Genomic DNA, 15,051 nt, shown 5'->3' with positions numbered 1-15,051 from the left:
GGAGCACAATCACTCCCCTAAGCTACTTTATCCACCGACTACAGCAGATTGTTTAGGTACTGAGTTCCAGCTGATAGTGCACTCAAAAGCCTCATACTCAGCAGCCTCTCCGCCTCCGATTTTGATTTCAGAGACCGTGGCAGGTGCTACGTATTGAGTTTTACCGTCAGCGTCAACTACCTTAAACCATACTTTACGTTGTTCACCAGTAGCAAACCGCATATCAGCAATGATTTTCTGTGCTGCGTCTTCTTTGATATAGTCACCCTCAAAGGTATAACCATATTTGACAGATACCACGGTAGTTTCTGGCGTACCGTCACCGTTGTAGTATGCTACATCATCTGTTTCTTCGTCACTTTCAACCTCAGCGGTAGTGACACCGTCAGCAAGCCATTTCCAAGCGTCAGCGGCTGGCTCGGTTGCTGGTGCTGTTGATAACCAAGGCGCTACATAGTGTTTACGCTTGGCATTTTTCATTTTTGGCATTTAATTTCCTCCATTTGTTTCTAAACGTGCTGTAATATCCAGCATGTAAACATAAAAGCCTTGGTCATCACGGTCATTAAGGAATGGCTGTGATACTTCAAGGCCTCTGAATTGATATGAATTATTTTGACTAGGTAGCTCTAGGTTGAAATCAGCAAGAGCATAGTTGATAGCCCACAGGATAGAGCTTGTCTTTTGGTGATCAGTGGTTTTGATTGCCACTTCAAATACAAGACTAATATCTTGCTTACCGTTCATGTACTCTTTTTCAACCTTGCCACCAGGTAAAGGATAGAGGACTAAGCCCTCTTTCTCTGACAAGTAATCAAGTCTACAAGTCAGAGGTAGGTTTAGTGTGTTGATGAAATCTCTAAGGACTTCTGAAAAATCGTTGTTGTTCATGCTTTAACTCCCATTGCTCTAAGACCAGTCTTACCCCAATCCTTAACGTGTAATGCTGTGGCTTTCAAATCCCAACGCTTACCTGTTCCAGGAGTGGTGTAACGGCTAAAAGTAAAGCTCCTACGCTTGTTGTAGCTAGATCCGTAAAATTGGGCTCTTGCATAAGGTCCAGGGTATCTTACCCCATCTCGTGTAGCTTGACCGCTACCACTTAATTCTCCACTTTTTCGTGGGATAAATGGTTGCATGTCAATCATCATCTGATTAGCAATAGCTAGCTTACCTTTGGCCAAGGCTGATGATGATACCTTTTTCTCAATGCCTTTTAGGTCAATTTTGACAGAAACGCTAGTCCCCATCAGATACACTCCAGCTCATAACAAAAGATTTTCTTATTATGAGGATAGCTGACAGGAACTACAGTAGTAACCCTGTACTCTGTCTCTCCGTCTTTGACTATGGCATTTTCAAAGGTTTTGTCTAGGACTACTGGGCAATATTTAGGATACACAAACAAAAGGCTAGGTTTGGACTCTTTGCGGTTGTTTTGCGTCCCTTGGACTTGATACTGTCTATCAAACCTAACATGACTCAGAGTGACTGGATCAGCTAATACAGCCTTACCCCAGCCATCTAATTCCTCTGTGGTTTTTTGGATTGTCACAGTATCAACTAACAAACGCTTGTCAATGTCTGTCATAACCTACCCCCCTGTAGCCAAATCCTGCTCCTTTCAGAGCGTTCAGAGCGTCAAGTGATAAATTATACCTAGCACTTTCCAAAGATGTCTGAGAAGTGTCTCTGTAGCTGACAGAGGTACGACCAAGCGACACGCTGGCTACTGATTGCTTGTCATCAGCAGTCATGATACCGCTGGCGTCCAGATAAGCCACTTGGAAAGCTGTTGCCATTTTGACAGCCTGCTTTCTGTGCTCAATTTCTTTCTCAAAGTCCACAAAGTCATAGAAACCATTAAGAAAGAGGTTGACAGACACCTCAGCTCTCTTTAGTAATTTGTCAAAGTCCTCAACTTCATCAAAACCAAAGTCCTCAAATTCTTTTTCAGTTAAATAAGCGATAGTAACCACCTCCAATTAAAAAAGGCGGTGTTATTTCTCCGCCTTTGCTGCTTTTTCTTCTTCGACACGTTCAAAGAATGGACTGAGTTTGGGGTGAGTAAGTTTCCCTTTAGCATTTAGCTCCTCAGCTGTCTTTACTTCCATGTCATATACACCATTTTCATCAAAATGCTTTTCTTTGCCATCAATAACAAAAACCACGTTTGATGTTGCTTTGAATTTTGCCATTTTTCGTTATTCCTCCACTTCATAGCCTTGGTTCTCAAAGGCTGAAATCATGATAGGGTCAGACAGGGTAAATGATACCCCATCTTTAGTTAAAGTGACTGACTTTTTGATAGAAACTGTTTCCACCACTTCCTCTGTGGTTTCCTCAGCTACTTCTTGTGTTTCCACCACTTCCTCTGTTGTTTCCTCAGCTACTTCTTGTGTTTCCACCACTTCCTCTGTGGTTTCCTCAGCTTTCTTTCTAGCCATTACTTACCTCCTTACGCTGATTTGTGAACGTAGATAGCTTTTTTCTTGTTGTCAAGGACAAAAGCGTCATAACGGATACGACCCTCAACGAGTTTACCGTTAATTCCTGGTGGGTTGTCGTGGATCTTGTAGTCTTCCAACTTAACAGGAGATGTAGTTGCCACAGGATGAGCAATGATGAACTCTACATTTTGTGGCAAGCGTGATGTAGGTGTAAGGACAACTGGCAAGCCGTCAATCATACCTACTTGACCTTTGATTGTGATTTCTTGCCCAAGGTCAGAGTTTTTCACAAAGGTTGGGTCAAGTTTGATAAGTTTGTAGAACTTAGGAGATACATGCAAGACACGGCCTGCTGTTGGGATGAGTGCGTCTGTAAGAGCTACCTGACCATCTAGGACTGCCTCATAAGCGTCATCTTTGGTGATTGCTGCTGTCTTGATGTGTTCAGGGGCTGCACCAGCTACGATAGTTGCAAAGCGGTAGGTATCAACTTCTGGGATAACAACTTCTGAGAGCTGGCGTGCAAGAGCTTTACCTGCCTCCATGACACCATTAGTGTCTTGTTCAGATTTTTTGTCAATGGTGAAAGTGAAAGAACGGTCTTTCTTGAGTACCATAGTTTGAACGGTGTTACCAAGTTCCTCAGCTGTACCGTAGCGGTTCTGTCCTGTAGTCTTGTAATCGTTCATTCCTGATGTTGGAACTGAGTAGACCTTGACTGTGTCAACGCCTGTGAAATCAAAATCTTGGTTGATAATGCCAGTTGAGAGGGCCTCTTTAGTAAAGCGTTCATCAACTTTGTTATCAAATTTAGCTGCATAGTTTATTACCATGTAAAATTACCTCTTTTCTTTTTTGGGTTTACACGCTATCAAAGCCTGCAAACAGTGCTTTATCTTCTGCTGAAAGACCATCATCACCACTACCAGCGGCTGGATTGCCTCCAACAGAAATCTTAGGGTTAGGCTGTGGATCTCCACTCTGGAATAGATAAGGGCTTGACTCTTTGAGGTTGTTGATTGTGTCCTCTAAGATAGGCTTTCCATCTTCCCCTAGCTCAATCTTGTCTAGGTCAATGAACTTCATCAAGTCCTCTGAGTTGTAAGCTCCCACATCTTTCAAAGCAAGGGCTACAGCGTTTGTTTTTGTGACCTGAGCAAGTTTAGTCTCACTATCAGTCTTGTACTGGTCAAATTGAGCCTGTAAGTCTGCCAGCTGCTGCTTGCTTTCCTTACTAGCTCCCTCTTTAGCCTGCAAGTCCTTGATAGCTTGGTTCTGTTGCTCAAGCTGTTGTTTTAAGCTGTCGTTTTCTGCCTGTACCTCAGACTTAGCCTGTGCTTTCGCATTTTCAATACCTGCACCGTACGCTTGCATGATATTATCTAGCACGCTGTTATCTGTGATACCTGCGTCAACCAACATCTCACGTTTAAGACTCATGTCTTAACTCCTTTGTTTTACGTCACGAGGGACTGAGATACAGACACTTTTACGCCATATCCAGGGCAAAATAAAAACCGTTTGGAAATCCAGACGGTTTAAGTATTTTTGAGTAGTTTCAAGTAGTCTTTCCTACCAGTCAAGATGAGTGATCACCTCCTTACTTGCGACTAAACCAAGACCTTTTCTGCGTCTTTTTGAGAGCTTTAATGTCCGCCTCGACTGTATCAAAACGGTTGTTGGTGGCTTGTGCGTTTAACTCAACAATATCTCGTAAGTTATCATTTTCACGTTTTAGAGATTTGATAGACTCCTCAAGAATAACAGCGTGAGCGGTAAGTGCTGCTACTTTAATCTCAAATGCTTTCTTTTTCTTAATGCGTTTATTCATGGTTTCCTCCTGTTTTTGGGTACAAGAAAAGTGCCTAGATTGAACTAAGCACTGAGTTTTACTAATTGCTTTGCCTTTTCGTAGTAAGGCGTTAGAAAGTTGATAAAACCTTGCTTATCGCTTGGATCATGTTCCTCTAAAAACATCATTAGCTCAAAGTCGTTTAGAACGTCAAACATTTCAGGATTTTCATTGTCCCAAGCCTCTGCAAACTCCTCATCTTCTCCAAAAAGAGCGTTAAACTTAAAGGAAAAATCCCAAAAATTATCAATCTGACCACTGACTGCTTGATTGAGCATGTCTAATACTTGCTGACTGTATTTCATAATGGCTTAAATCCTTTCAGTTTTTTACGTTTCATCATAGTCACTACAATATCTGTATCAGGTTCAGTAATGTAAAGAATGCCGTTATAGTATCTAGCAAGTCTACCATTCTGTTCTGATACATAGTTAGGAGGTAGAGAAAAGGCTGTTTTAACCGTTTCATAGTTATAGGTAAATGTACCATCATTGCGTCTCATACGCTCTATGTAGCGTGCTATCGCATGGTCTCCAAACACTATACCGTCATTTTTGAAATTAAAGTATGCCTCTACTGCCTGCTGTTTCTGTTTCTCAGACAGTTTCTCTTGAATATCTCCCTTGAAATAATTGACAATCCTATTGTCGTATCTCAAGGACTCTTTCTCAGAGCCACTTAATGACTTGAAATCACTATAAGACTTGGGTGCTTTATTTCCCAAATTTTGTAGTATTTCAGAATACTCCTTTTTAGAACGTTTGTCAATAGATTTATACAATTTTTTAACCGTATCATCATTGTAGTAGTATTTCTCCCTAGAATAATCACGGTTTAGGAATGGGTGCTGTCTGAGATAGTCTCTCATAGCTCCCTGCTGCACCCTGACCTTGTTCTTATACTTGTCTATCAGTTCTTGGTCTCCAAGTTTCTCTGCAACATGCAGAAATTCCTTGGATTGTCTGATAGACCGCTCTAGGGCTCTCTGTTTGGCTTGTACGTTGGCGTTTTCGATAGCCTGTTCAGGCGTTAAGTCTTTGAGATTGTCTGGTAAATCAGGTTTGTAGTTAGCACCGACCACAAAAGGTGTGATTTCATGGTAACAGTTGATACCAAGACATCCTCCAGCTGATCCGTATCCATAATCTGATAATGCTAGGATACGCTCACCCTTTTCAGTTCTAGCAACTCCAGTAGTGACTATCTGATGTTGTAGAGGGGCACACATTTCCCTTGCTGTGGCTTTCTTGGAATAGTAGTAGGTATCTATCCCTAATTCCTCAGCTGGAGCCATTCTGACCTCACGATAGACACGCCAAGCTGTTGACTTGATAACCTGTCTAGCATAGGTATCAGCTTTCCAATGTTTCCCTTGACTATCGGTAAAGCCATAAAAGCCCTTTTGGGCCCATTTCATGACTGTATCAGAAATAGCCTTGTCTGATGTTGCTAAACCTGTGACAACTTTTGCTGTGGCCTCCTCAATGATAGACTGGTAAACCTCTCTCACGCTCTTTGGTAGCGTGGTATTGATAAGGTTGTTAATATCTCCCATGGTCTGATTGACATAAGCTGCAAGATTAGTCTGTATGAGGCTGTTAGTCACAAAATCACCACCACCAGTAGCCTCTAAAAGCTGTTGTTTGGTGTTCTTGTAGATTTGATAGCCCTCATTTTGGATGACATACCTTAGCTGTTCCTCAGCAATTCCTGAGCGGTCTGAAATGAGCTTGAGGTTGTCCTCATTTAGCAGCCCCATCTCATTCATCTTCTCTAATTGCCAGATATAGGGATTGTCATCAAGACTGGCAGAACCACGCTCTTTGATACGGTCTATAACTTGGTCAAATAGATCCAGAGTAAGCTGATGATAGATGTCTGCAACCTGACTAGCGTCAAGCATTAGCTGCTCATCATTGAGCTTGATTGGTTTCTTCTCTTTCATAAGCTCTTGCAAGTCCTTTAGTTATTAGCCAGCTTGGGCTTTTTATTCCAAATAAACGCCTCAGCCTATCAATTACCATAAATTTCAACATCTTCATCACTCCTGCCGTCGTTAGCCTCGCTGATAGCATTGCCACTGATTTCAGCCTTGATTTCCTTAGCTCTCTCAGGGGTCACGTTGAGCACTTTCTCAATAGCCATGACATCAGTACCAAAGCCAGCGTTAACTACCTTAATCCAGTAGTCAAGCTCAGCATTTCGGTCAGTAAAGACACCATCATCAAGGTTAATGCTGATAGCGTCCATGTCTGGGATATTGCCCTTATAGAGTTGATAGGCTTTCCCAAGCTCTAACATGGAGATAATCAGCTCTTTTAGGGATTGCTCAACTAGACTGACAATACTGTTACGCATTTGGTAAGTGTCAGAGTTTTCTGAGACAATCTCAGTAGCTGTCTTCATGCTCTTACCATCAAAGGTAAACATGCCAGCTGATACGCCTATCTGCATTTCAAAGAGGGACAGACCCTCATTGATTGCCTTGATATAGTCATCAGAGCGGATAGGGGTTGTAAGGTCTGTGATACCTATACCCTTGTCCATGTCTCCAGAGTCAAACTGTTCATAGACATTCTGACCTGTTTCAAACTCACGCTTGACTGTGACTTTCTCACCATCTGTGTTGTACTCAGTTTTAATCATCTGAGTAGGAACCGCCACCCTACGCTGACCCATTTTAACTTCCCACATGAACTCATCATAGGTAGTGTTAAGAAAATCAATCGTAGTCTTGGCATTATCAAAGATAGATAGCCCAAGTGGACTGTTAATATCTTTGTTGTTCATTCCAGGTGTCTTGAGATAGGTAAACAATGGACGGCTCAGACCGTTCAAGTCAGCGACTTCTTCCAAATCTTCATAGAGTTCAGCCAGTGGTACCCTAGCTCCCACAATATTCTGATTATCAGACTTGTAGAGCTCATTGGTTACCGTGTACTTGTCATCTTTGCTCCATTCATGCAACTCAATCAGTGTGTAATACTTCTGCTTGTTTCCCTCTGATTTGATTGTCTTAGTGATGATAGCAGCACTAGAAACATCTTGAGTGTTTGACTGGAGAGGCAGAAATACAGGGGCTTGAATAAATGCTACCCTTACCTTGTCCTTATCTACATAGGGCCTCATAGCAAGTCCACCAAGAGCTAAACAGCTCTCTAGGTAACGTTCAAAGTTCTTGATAAAGCGGTCATTCTGTAGCTGGTCCTGAATAAATTCATTAGCTTTCTCATCATCTACCTTGATTTCAGCCTGTTCATTAAAGACTAGGCTTGCAATCTTCTTAGAGGCTGTCCTGCCTATTGGTAAATGGTTAAAATCTCGCTTTTGCTTTGTGCCGTTGCTATCTTTATACTCAATCTGTGGATAACGCCCTGCAAAATACTTGAGATTTTCCCTGATACGGTCATACTCTGCACTAGACACCGCTATTTTAGGGTGGTCTGTGATATTAGTTAAGTTTTGTGTGGTCATCACATACTTACTCCTTGTAAAGAAATTCTTGATAGTTTGTACTATTCCCATTGTTAGCTCCTTTAGGCTTTCAAATCTAGCTCCCTAGCGTTGTCTAGGACAAAATACTTAAACTCATCTACCGTATGGTCTTCTTCCTTGATAACTTTAGGGTCATCAGAGTTGATAGTCTTGTCGTCATAGCGGTACATCTTATGCTCCTCGACGAATACCCTGTTAGCAGGGATGTCAAGGTAGTAAAAGCGTCCCTCAGCTAGTAAGCTGATAACCATGTCAATCATGGTCTGATTTTTCTTCTTGGCCACTGGGTGCCAGCGTTCGCCATAGTCCTTAAAGTATTGATTTCTCAAAGCTCCCTCCGCACTATCAATAGTCATCTTGAGCTTAGGCACTCTGTACTGTTTCATGACCTTGTCTATAAAGTCATGGATCATCACAGTTAGCTCACTAGGTGCTTTCTTGATTGTCTTGCCAGCTGGTGAATAGTAGAACGTATCAAGCAAGATAACATTACCTTTGGCAGTCAATCCATAAGCCCCACAGGCCGTAGCTGATTGCTGGTGTCCTGTATCTAGGGCAAATGATATACCTATCAGCTTGTCATCATCAGGCAGGCTGTGTAGTGGCTTAAAGTAGTTCATGTTATAAACATGATTACCAAGTCCTACAACTTCTCCTAAGTACATCCAGCGGTAATAGTCAGGGTCTGTTTCCTTGTACCTTTCTATCTTCTCTTTCATCTGCCTAGACAAAAAGCCTAGCCTATCATCAAGATAGGTGCTGTGATGTATCAGGTAAGTTGGGTCACTTGCTTTCTCAGCTACCCATTCATTTATCCAGTCATAAGGGTTGCGTGGTGGGTTGTATGTGAAATAGACCTTGACCTGTTTACCATCAGGCAACTCTTGACGGATAAAGGTATCCTCAACTATATCAATGTCCTCACGCCCTGCAAATTCTGCCAATTCCTCAAACCATACAGACATGACATAGCCTTTGGCTATCTTCTGTGATTTGAGTTTCATTGGGTCATCTACACCGTAAAAGTAAAAAGCTGTACCTGTTTTCTTGTGGGTAATCTGTAGCGGTGACTTACCAAACTTAAACTGATTGGCTAGCCCCATCTCATAAATGGCCCATCTTATCTGTTCATAGACAGACATTCTCAGGTACTTTCCCACTTTCCGTAGGACTACCACATTACCCAAAGGGTCACTAATAAAGTCATTTACTAGATCAATAGAGACAACAGATGACTTAGTAGAGGCTCGCCCCCCTTTTAACACAATATGGCTCTTGGGTGTAAAGAGCACCTCATCAAATACTGGGTTAATCAACTTTGCTAGGTTCAGTATCGCCATTGTACTCACTCCTATCAAATGTAAATCCAGTAATGACCGTATCATCTTCATCATCTGAGCCAAGCTGTGCCTTGAGGTTGTCAATTCTCAGGCGTTGCTCCTCTGTGACAAGTGATGAGCGTGTCAACTCATCATAGGTCTTAATCATGCTTTTAAGCTCTGACTGGGCTCTTGCTATTGCAGCTAGGGCTTTCCCTTGCTTATCCCATGCCGTATGATGTTCATAGCCTGTACCAGCTTTGCCTGTGCTAGTAACAAAGGTATCGCTATCCTCCACATCTTGGACAAATAAAATACGCTGAGCATGCAGTAGATTAGCATAGGTCAGCGTAATGTTTTCCCAGAGTATGTCTATTGGCTGTTTGTCTGATAGCTCCTGTGCTATCTCATACACCTCCTGTGGCAGATACTTAGCAAACAGACCATGTTTGAGGGCGTTAGTGTTTCCCTTAGGGGCTCCGTGTCCTAGAGCGTTCTTGCTACCCTTTGGAGCACCCCTTGGATTTTTGGAGCGTTCCGTATTTTTCTTTTGGAACGTTCCTTTTATTTTAGGTTCCCATTTGTCTTTACTTTTCCAACCTCGGACAGTGCCAGCTGAAACACCCAAACGCTCAGCAATCTCAACCAGTTCAATGTTTCCATTGTTCTCTGAATAGATTTCAAATGCTTTGTCTCGGTTGGGGTCTCTTGCTCTACCCAAGCCTAAACCTCCTGCTTTTATTTGTTTTGAAAAAAGAAAAGGGCAGACACTTCATAGGTGCCTTACCCTTATTTCTTGATGATACTATAATAGCACGATTGTTTGACCAGTGCGCTACAGACTAGTTCACTTTAGTTCACTTTTGTCAATTACAGCACCTAGTTCACGGATTGCATCTTTCTTCTTTTTGTAGAAAGTAGTCTTGCTGCATTGTAAAAACTCAATCATATCATATACGCTTGCTTTCTGAACATACACCATCCTTAGAATTGTTCGACTTGCAGGTTTAGGCATTTTATCAATCAGCCTACTCAATTCAATCCTGCGTCTGATAGCTTCTTCAGTAGCATCCTTCATATACTCTTTTAAGGAATCTTGCATGCTAAAAATATCAATGTAACGTTCATCTAATTGAATCTTCTGACCACCTTGAACCTTATTCACGTTCATTTTAGGACTAGAAAGCAAACTAGCTTCAAGATTAGCAAGCTCATCAATTCGATTCTGTATCTCTTCATCCAAATTTTGTAGTTCATCAAGTAACTCTTTAGCCTTGTTCACTCTATGTCTCCTTTTTGTGGTATAATGTATGTGAGTTATTTACCACAGTCAGGGCAGAGAGTGCTTTGACTTTTTTGTTTAGTATTGATTCAAAATGCTTACGACTTCATCGAACGGCAAACGTACCTTAATTGTTTTTTCCTCATAGGATAAAAATGGTTTGGGTATTTTGAGAATTAATACAGTAACATAGCTGTTCTCGCTACGAATGCCCTCAATACTATCTATCATTTTTTTACATAACGCAATCGAGCCAAGTTTTACAAACCGTGGCATTTCTTTCCTGGTTAGTCTCAGCCTTCCTGAGTACGGATATTTTCTAGGTTTCATTTCAGTGCTCCTTTTCTCAGTTCTTCCAACCTTTCTTGCATTGGATTTTTTAAACTATTCAATTCTTCTAATGTCGGCCAAAGTCTTCCTGAAAGTTGAGAGATTTCTCTAACTTCATTGACTTGTTTAGGGCTTTCTTTGTAGTTCCACCATTCAGCCCCATCATATTCTCCACGTTCCAACCACCAATTTTTGCCAACTACAACTAAGTCAGTTGCTACGTTGGCAGAGCCATATCCACTATCATAGTTAGTTTTTTTAGCCACCTTTTCAAAGTTTTCTTTTGTTATCTTGAAATCATTGCTTTGAATAAACCTCACGCCATCAAAAGTTTTGCCGTGTTTTTTTAGAACTTCTATAGTTTCTTCCCAAAGATTTCTCATCTCAACTTCCTCTCTTCTTCAAATAATCAGGTATCGGGTCACCAACTTTGATAGCCTCGTACTGTTCCTTTGTAACTAGAAACTTACCGTAGGCATGAGCAGTTACCGTGTAGCGTCCCTCTATGATTTCCTTGTCTGTGATTTGCCCAACCATCACACCGCCTGCATTATCGACGGTGTAGATGATGATGGGTTCTTTAGCTTTTAATTCAGCCACTTCATGACTTAGCTCTCTAATTTTCAACATAGCCGCAAGTAATATGATGAGCCATAAAGTTCCAAAAAATAGTAATGGTTGATAGTCTTTCATTCCATGACCTCCACTTCTACCTCAATTCGTGGCTTGAGGCTGTAAAATTTACCGACATCATGCAAAGCAATCTGACCGTCATCCTTAAAGACTATGCCAGACATACTGTCATACAGAGCCTTTTCGTAGTTGTCCACATCAGGCTTTTTACCTACTGGGATAGTCTCATCTATAAGGGCTTGCTGGTTCTTTTTGACCTTGGAGATATACTGAGGGGGCTTGATGAAAAACCTTACCTTTGCCCTCAGTGCTCCCTCAAGAATAGGCTGCCCCATGTAGAGATTGGCAATAAGTAACCTACAACGCTCTCTCCATGATTTCATGCCCTTGTCTTCATAGGTTGTGGTAAAACTCCCACGCCTAGCAAACCTTGGCCGTGATTGTGGCTTAGGTTCAATATTCAAGACTAATTTCATTCCTCAAGGACTCCTTTAAGACCTAATTTTTCAAAGAAATTCTCTTTGTTCAGCTTGATAAAGTCAAACAATTTCTTGATTTCAGCAGCGTCTTTAGACAGTGAGCTTGCTTTTGATGGTGTGTCTAGCAAAATTTCCTTTTTAGGTTTGGCAATCATAACTAACCTGTACTTAGGCTCAAACATGCCTCCATCTTGGTCAAGTGTAGGCTCAAAATCGTCTTTTTGATACTCTACACTAACATCCCAATTACTCCTGCCACTTCCAAGGACTGTGATTGTCCTATCTTTGAGTGAGAACTCCAATTCAAAGCTATCACTTGCATTGATTTTATCTGTCATTCTGTTTCTCCTGTTAAAATAGTTTTGTTTGTAGAGGATAAACCTCACTTAGTCTGATCCCTACTGCCTGACAGTCATTTTTGATTGACTCCAGGCACATTACAAATTTCACACCATTTTTTGACTTGTCATAACGAGGGTAGGTGTATCCGTCATTTTCAATCTTGGTGATAATATCGCTTTTGGTTTGAGGCTGATACATTACCCAGTCTACCCACTCCATATTATCCTCATACTCATTCAAAGTTTGGACTAGGCAGATAGTTATACATACCATACCTCAACCACGGTATAAGTCTATGCTCTCCCTCTAAAGGATAAAACATAGCCTCATGTCCGTCTCTTTCTGCTTCAAACTTTTCATACTGTTCATCACTCACCCAATAACGGAGATACACGTCGCTATATTCTGGATACCAACGCATGCCACAACAAGGGCAAAAGTTTGTATATTCTGGTTTTTGGCTTAGGATTTCATCCAATCGTGCCATAGCCAGTACTTCCTCTGTAGCCTCAATGATGATCTCAGACGCTACATTTTCGTCCGTTACAAAGTACCCACCAGAATTATTTTGACTAAAAACATAAAAGTAAGTTTGTGATGTTGCCATTTGTCTGTCTCCTTTATAAATTATCGTTTAGAAAGGCAGGTCATCATCAGAGATGTCCATGGGGTTTGAGTTGCCAAATGGAGACTGATAACCTCCTGATGACCCTCCTGCAAACTCAGACTGTGGAGAGCCTCCTGGATAGAAAGTGCCACCCTGTGGGTTATTTCCATTTTGGAAAGAACCACTCTGGTTCTGTTGACCACGGCTCTCTAGCATGTGAAACTGATTAGCAATAACCTCAGTCACATAGACACGCTGACCCTGTTGATTTTCGTAGTTTCTAGTTTGGATACTACCTACAATCCCAATCAGAGCACCTTTTTTAGCCCAGTTTGCTAAGTTTTCGGCTGCCTGTCTCCAAATGACACAGTTAATAAAATCAGCCTCACGCTCACCATTTTCATTTTTTCGGTTGCGATTGACAGCAAGAGTGAACGTTGCTACCGCTACATTAGATGGCGTGTATCTAAGTTCAGCGTCCTTGGTCATTCTTCCAACCAGTACAACATTGTTAATCATCTGACTTGTCCTTTCCTGCATTGCGTTCACCCAGTAGGAACCCTAGGCATAACCATAGGAAAGTCCAACCTGCTAATATTACTAATTCAATCACTATTATTCTCCTTTGCATTTGTAACAGACACTTTGGTTAGCGTCTTTTGTCTTTATTGTTGATAGCTCACCACAATTTGCACACTTGATTAGAAAACCCATCCCTTTTGTATCAGTTTCTTGCTGTTTTTATACTTTGGTTACATCTACAAAAATAATATTTTGAGGAACAATCATTATTGTTCTATTACTTTCTACGATTGCCAACGGCACATCGTTATCCAAACTGTACTTGATTTTGTTTTCTTCTGCCTCGTCTTTGCTGGTGTAGTCAAGTGATGAGCCATCATTAAATCTAACCTTAACTTTGAACATCTTCCCCTCCTGGATTTTTATACCACTCAAGCAAATCAGCCTGATTGTCCTTGATGTAGTTTTCAAATATTTGGAATTGGAGGATAGCCCAGCGTAAGCTGTGCATACCCCCTCCGTCCCTAGAGCAAAAACCGCTGACTTTGAAAACTGGCACAATTCTACCAATAATACCTGGACTAAGTTCGTCAATATTGACTACATTCTCAGTTTGATACCCAAAATCAAGGACGAACTCATCACCTAAGTCATGAATAACTTGTAGCCTCTTGCCGTCCGAATAGATAGCCACGCTATCTGATACATGTCTAATTTCCACGCCGTTTCACCACCCTAACTTTGAGATTATCTTTGAGCTCTTCCTGCTTGAGAGGCTCAATCCAACCGAACTCAGGAACCCAATAATTTTTTTGATATTCAAAACCAGCAGCTACTAGAGTTTCTTTGAAACGATCTTTTTCTTCAACTGTCTTAAAGAATACAGTAAGTCCCATCTTGATATTGTATGTGTCAGGCTCATTTTGGGATAATTGCCCACCGTCCAAAATCTCGCCTGTTTCTGGGTCAACTTTTGGGGTCTCTGTTGATTTCTGAGCCTGTGCCTGTTGTTTGGCTTGTTGCTCTGCCAAAAGTTGTTCTCTTTCAGCCTCAGCTTGTCGCATTTTTTGCTTTTCTTGCTCAAAGAGATAGTCTGACATGATTTGTTGCATTACATCAGCCAAAGACATTGACTGCAACATACGGATGTACGGCTGATCAGTCATGCCGTACTCAGCACATTGTCCAGAGATGGCAGCTTTTTCTTTTTCGTGCTCTTGTTGTTTTTGGTATTCAAAGGTGACCATATCTTCAAGAGATTTCATTGTGACTTTTTTCAGGGTCACGCCATCAGCCATAAAGTCTGAGGCCTTAATGTATTCCAAGGATTTTTCATCAAAGAGTCTAGGGTCCAGCATATATTCAGCCGCTTTGTTAGCTAGGTAGCTCTTGACAGTATCGAGACGGACAGCTTTTTGATGTTCTTCAAAAGCCTTGACATCAGCAGCAATCTTATTAATAACTTTGTCCATTGGTTCGCTGGTGTCCTTGATATACTTGTCAAACTCATCAGCTGACTGTGATAGCTCACGCTTAATCTTGATACGCTCATCAGAGATTTGTTTTTTGAGTTTGCGTAGATCAGCTAAAACTTGCTTGTCATCCTTAATGGTTGCAGCCGTGACCGTGTAATTTTCATACTTAGCCACTACATCAGCTATACCTTGCTCAAACTTTTCACGGTCAATGATTTCAACCTGTGCCTGTGTTACTTTTGCTTGTAATTCTTGCATGTTGCCC

General features: G+C 41.4%; 27 protein-coding genes. All 27 read right to left on the bottom strand.

Going from position 1 to position 15,051, the window contains the following annotated elements; all coding sequences use genetic code 11:
* Positions 1-27 precede the first annotated feature (27 nt).
* On the bottom strand, positions 28-489 hold the full coding sequence (locus tag ACMZ6Z_RS03515; RefSeq protein WP_416131236.1) for a phage tail tube protein: 462 nt from the start codon (positions 487-489) through the stop codon (positions 28-30).
* Complete coding sequence (locus tag ACMZ6Z_RS03510) at positions 490-891, bottom strand: minor capsid protein (RefSeq protein WP_043035869.1); 402 nt, start codon at positions 889-891, stop codon at positions 490-492.
* Entirely contained in the window at positions 888-1,250 is a 363-nt protein-coding gene (locus tag ACMZ6Z_RS03505) for a minor capsid protein (protein WP_416131235.1), read from the bottom strand. Before ACMZ6Z_RS03505 ends, ACMZ6Z_RS03510 begins: the two co-directional genes overlap by 4 nt.
* The gene (locus tag ACMZ6Z_RS03500; RefSeq protein ID WP_044768366.1) at positions 1,250-1,591 is read right to left on the bottom strand and encodes a putative minor capsid protein; all 342 of its coding nucleotides are present in this window, start codon (positions 1,589-1,591) and stop codon (positions 1,250-1,252) included. The genes ACMZ6Z_RS03505 and ACMZ6Z_RS03500 overlap by 1 nt, the downstream gene beginning before the upstream one ends.
* The gene (locus ACMZ6Z_RS03495; RefSeq protein ID WP_277846842.1) at positions 1,578-1,985 is read right to left on the bottom strand and encodes a hypothetical protein; all 408 of its coding nucleotides are present in this window, start codon (positions 1,983-1,985) and stop codon (positions 1,578-1,580) included. Before ACMZ6Z_RS03495 ends, ACMZ6Z_RS03500 begins: the two co-directional genes overlap by 14 nt.
* 15 nt (positions 1,986-2,000) lie before the next feature.
* The gene (locus ACMZ6Z_RS03490; protein ID WP_416131234.1) at positions 2,001-2,198 is read right to left on the bottom strand and encodes a hypothetical protein; all 198 of its coding nucleotides are present in this window, start codon (positions 2,196-2,198) and stop codon (positions 2,001-2,003) included.
* Between the two features lie 6 nt (positions 2,199-2,204).
* Positions 2,205-2,447 (bottom strand): hypothetical protein, encoded by a 243-nt coding sequence (locus tag ACMZ6Z_RS03485; protein WP_044475362.1) that lies wholly within the window; start codon positions 2,445-2,447, stop codon positions 2,205-2,207.
* A gap of 11 nt (positions 2,448-2,458) precedes the next feature.
* Complete coding sequence (locus ACMZ6Z_RS03480) at positions 2,459-3,283, bottom strand: N4-gp56 family major capsid protein (protein ID WP_416131233.1); 825 nt, start codon at positions 3,281-3,283, stop codon at positions 2,459-2,461.
* Between the two features lie 28 nt (positions 3,284-3,311).
* Positions 3,312-3,890, bottom strand: coding sequence for a phage scaffolding protein (locus ACMZ6Z_RS03475; RefSeq protein WP_074412922.1), 579 nt, complete (start codon positions 3,888-3,890; stop codon positions 3,312-3,314).
* 160 nt (positions 3,891-4,050) lie between these two features.
* A complete protein-coding gene (locus tag ACMZ6Z_RS03470) occupies positions 4,051-4,281 on the bottom strand; it encodes a hypothetical protein (protein WP_416131232.1) in 231 nt (76 codons plus the stop codon).
* Between the two features lie 44 nt (positions 4,282-4,325).
* Positions 4,326-4,607, bottom strand: coding sequence for a hypothetical protein (locus ACMZ6Z_RS03465; RefSeq protein WP_416131231.1), 282 nt, complete (start codon positions 4,605-4,607; stop codon positions 4,326-4,328).
* Complete coding sequence (locus ACMZ6Z_RS03460; RefSeq protein ID WP_416131230.1) at positions 4,604-6,247, bottom strand: phage minor capsid protein; 1,644 nt, start codon at positions 6,245-6,247, stop codon at positions 4,604-4,606. The genes ACMZ6Z_RS03465 and ACMZ6Z_RS03460 overlap by 4 nt, the downstream gene beginning before the upstream one ends.
* 68 nt (positions 6,248-6,315) lie before the next feature.
* Positions 6,316-7,827 carry a phage portal protein gene (locus ACMZ6Z_RS03455; RefSeq protein WP_416131229.1) on the bottom strand — a complete coding sequence of 504 codons (1,512 nt, stop codon included), beginning with the start codon at positions 7,825-7,827 and terminating at the stop codon, positions 6,316-6,318.
* Positions 7,828-7,838: 11 nt separating this feature from the next.
* On the bottom strand, positions 7,839-9,137 hold the full coding sequence (locus ACMZ6Z_RS03450) for a PBSX family phage terminase large subunit (protein WP_416131228.1): 1,299 nt from the start codon (positions 9,135-9,137) through the stop codon (positions 7,839-7,841).
* Positions 9,106-9,837, bottom strand: a complete 732-nt coding sequence (gene terS, locus ACMZ6Z_RS03445) for a phage terminase small subunit (protein ID WP_043035857.1) — start codon at positions 9,835-9,837, stop codon at positions 9,106-9,108. Before terS ends, ACMZ6Z_RS03450 begins: the two co-directional genes overlap by 32 nt.
* Positions 9,838-9,963: 126 nt before the next feature.
* A complete protein-coding gene (locus ACMZ6Z_RS03440) occupies positions 9,964-10,398 on the bottom strand; it encodes a DUF1492 domain-containing protein (RefSeq protein WP_416131227.1) in 435 nt (144 codons plus the stop codon).
* Between the two features lie 78 nt (positions 10,399-10,476).
* A complete protein-coding gene (locus tag ACMZ6Z_RS03435) occupies positions 10,477-10,728 on the bottom strand; it encodes a hypothetical protein (protein WP_416131226.1) in 252 nt (83 codons plus the stop codon).
* Positions 10,725-11,111, bottom strand: a complete 387-nt coding sequence (locus ACMZ6Z_RS03430; RefSeq protein WP_416131225.1) for a hypothetical protein — start codon at positions 11,109-11,111, stop codon at positions 10,725-10,727. Before ACMZ6Z_RS03430 ends, ACMZ6Z_RS03435 begins: the two co-directional genes overlap by 4 nt.
* A gap of 1 nt (position 11,112) precedes the next feature.
* Positions 11,113-11,421 carry a DUF1372 family protein gene (locus ACMZ6Z_RS03425; protein WP_416131224.1) on the bottom strand — a complete coding sequence of 103 codons (309 nt, stop codon included), beginning with the start codon at positions 11,419-11,421 and terminating at the stop codon, positions 11,113-11,115.
* Positions 11,418-11,837 (bottom strand): RusA family crossover junction endodeoxyribonuclease, encoded by a 420-nt coding sequence (locus ACMZ6Z_RS03420; protein ID WP_043035853.1) that lies wholly within the window; start codon positions 11,835-11,837, stop codon positions 11,418-11,420. The genes ACMZ6Z_RS03425 and ACMZ6Z_RS03420 overlap by 4 nt, the downstream gene beginning before the upstream one ends.
* Positions 11,834-12,178: a hypothetical protein gene (locus tag ACMZ6Z_RS03415; RefSeq protein ID WP_336382906.1), complete on the bottom strand. Its 345-nt coding sequence runs from the start codon at positions 12,176-12,178 to the stop codon at positions 11,834-11,836. Before ACMZ6Z_RS03415 ends, ACMZ6Z_RS03420 begins: the two co-directional genes overlap by 4 nt.
* A 13-nt stretch (positions 12,179-12,191) precedes the next feature.
* Entirely contained in the window at positions 12,192-12,401 is a 210-nt protein-coding gene (locus ACMZ6Z_RS03410) for a hypothetical protein (RefSeq protein ID WP_336382907.1), read from the bottom strand.
* A gap of 13 nt (positions 12,402-12,414) precedes the next feature.
* Positions 12,415-12,789 carry a hypothetical protein gene (locus ACMZ6Z_RS03405; protein ID WP_395382230.1) on the bottom strand — a complete coding sequence of 125 codons (375 nt, stop codon included), beginning with the start codon at positions 12,787-12,789 and terminating at the stop codon, positions 12,415-12,417.
* Between the two features lie 27 nt (positions 12,790-12,816).
* Positions 12,817-13,308: a single-stranded DNA-binding protein gene (ssb, locus tag ACMZ6Z_RS03400; protein WP_416131223.1), complete on the bottom strand. Its 492-nt coding sequence runs from the start codon at positions 13,306-13,308 to the stop codon at positions 12,817-12,819.
* Between the two features lie 222 nt (positions 13,309-13,530).
* Positions 13,531-13,716 carry a hypothetical protein gene (locus ACMZ6Z_RS03395; protein WP_416131222.1) on the bottom strand — a complete coding sequence of 62 codons (186 nt, stop codon included), beginning with the start codon at positions 13,714-13,716 and terminating at the stop codon, positions 13,531-13,533.
* Positions 13,703-14,032 carry a hypothetical protein gene (locus ACMZ6Z_RS03390; RefSeq protein ID WP_416131221.1) on the bottom strand — a complete coding sequence of 110 codons (330 nt, stop codon included), beginning with the start codon at positions 14,030-14,032 and terminating at the stop codon, positions 13,703-13,705. The genes ACMZ6Z_RS03395 and ACMZ6Z_RS03390 overlap by 14 nt, the downstream gene beginning before the upstream one ends.
* Positions 14,022-15,044, bottom strand: a complete 1,023-nt coding sequence (locus ACMZ6Z_RS03385; protein WP_416131220.1) for a DUF1351 domain-containing protein — start codon at positions 15,042-15,044, stop codon at positions 14,022-14,024. Before ACMZ6Z_RS03385 ends, ACMZ6Z_RS03390 begins: the two co-directional genes overlap by 11 nt.
* Positions 15,045-15,051: the final 7 nt, after the last annotated feature.

The organism is Streptococcus pluranimalium (assembly GCF_047785705.1).
Taxonomy (GTDB): Bacteria; Bacillota; Bacilli; order Lactobacillales; family Streptococcaceae; genus Streptococcus; species Streptococcus pluranimalium_A.
This window is presented reverse-complemented; position numbering and strand designations above follow the sequence as displayed.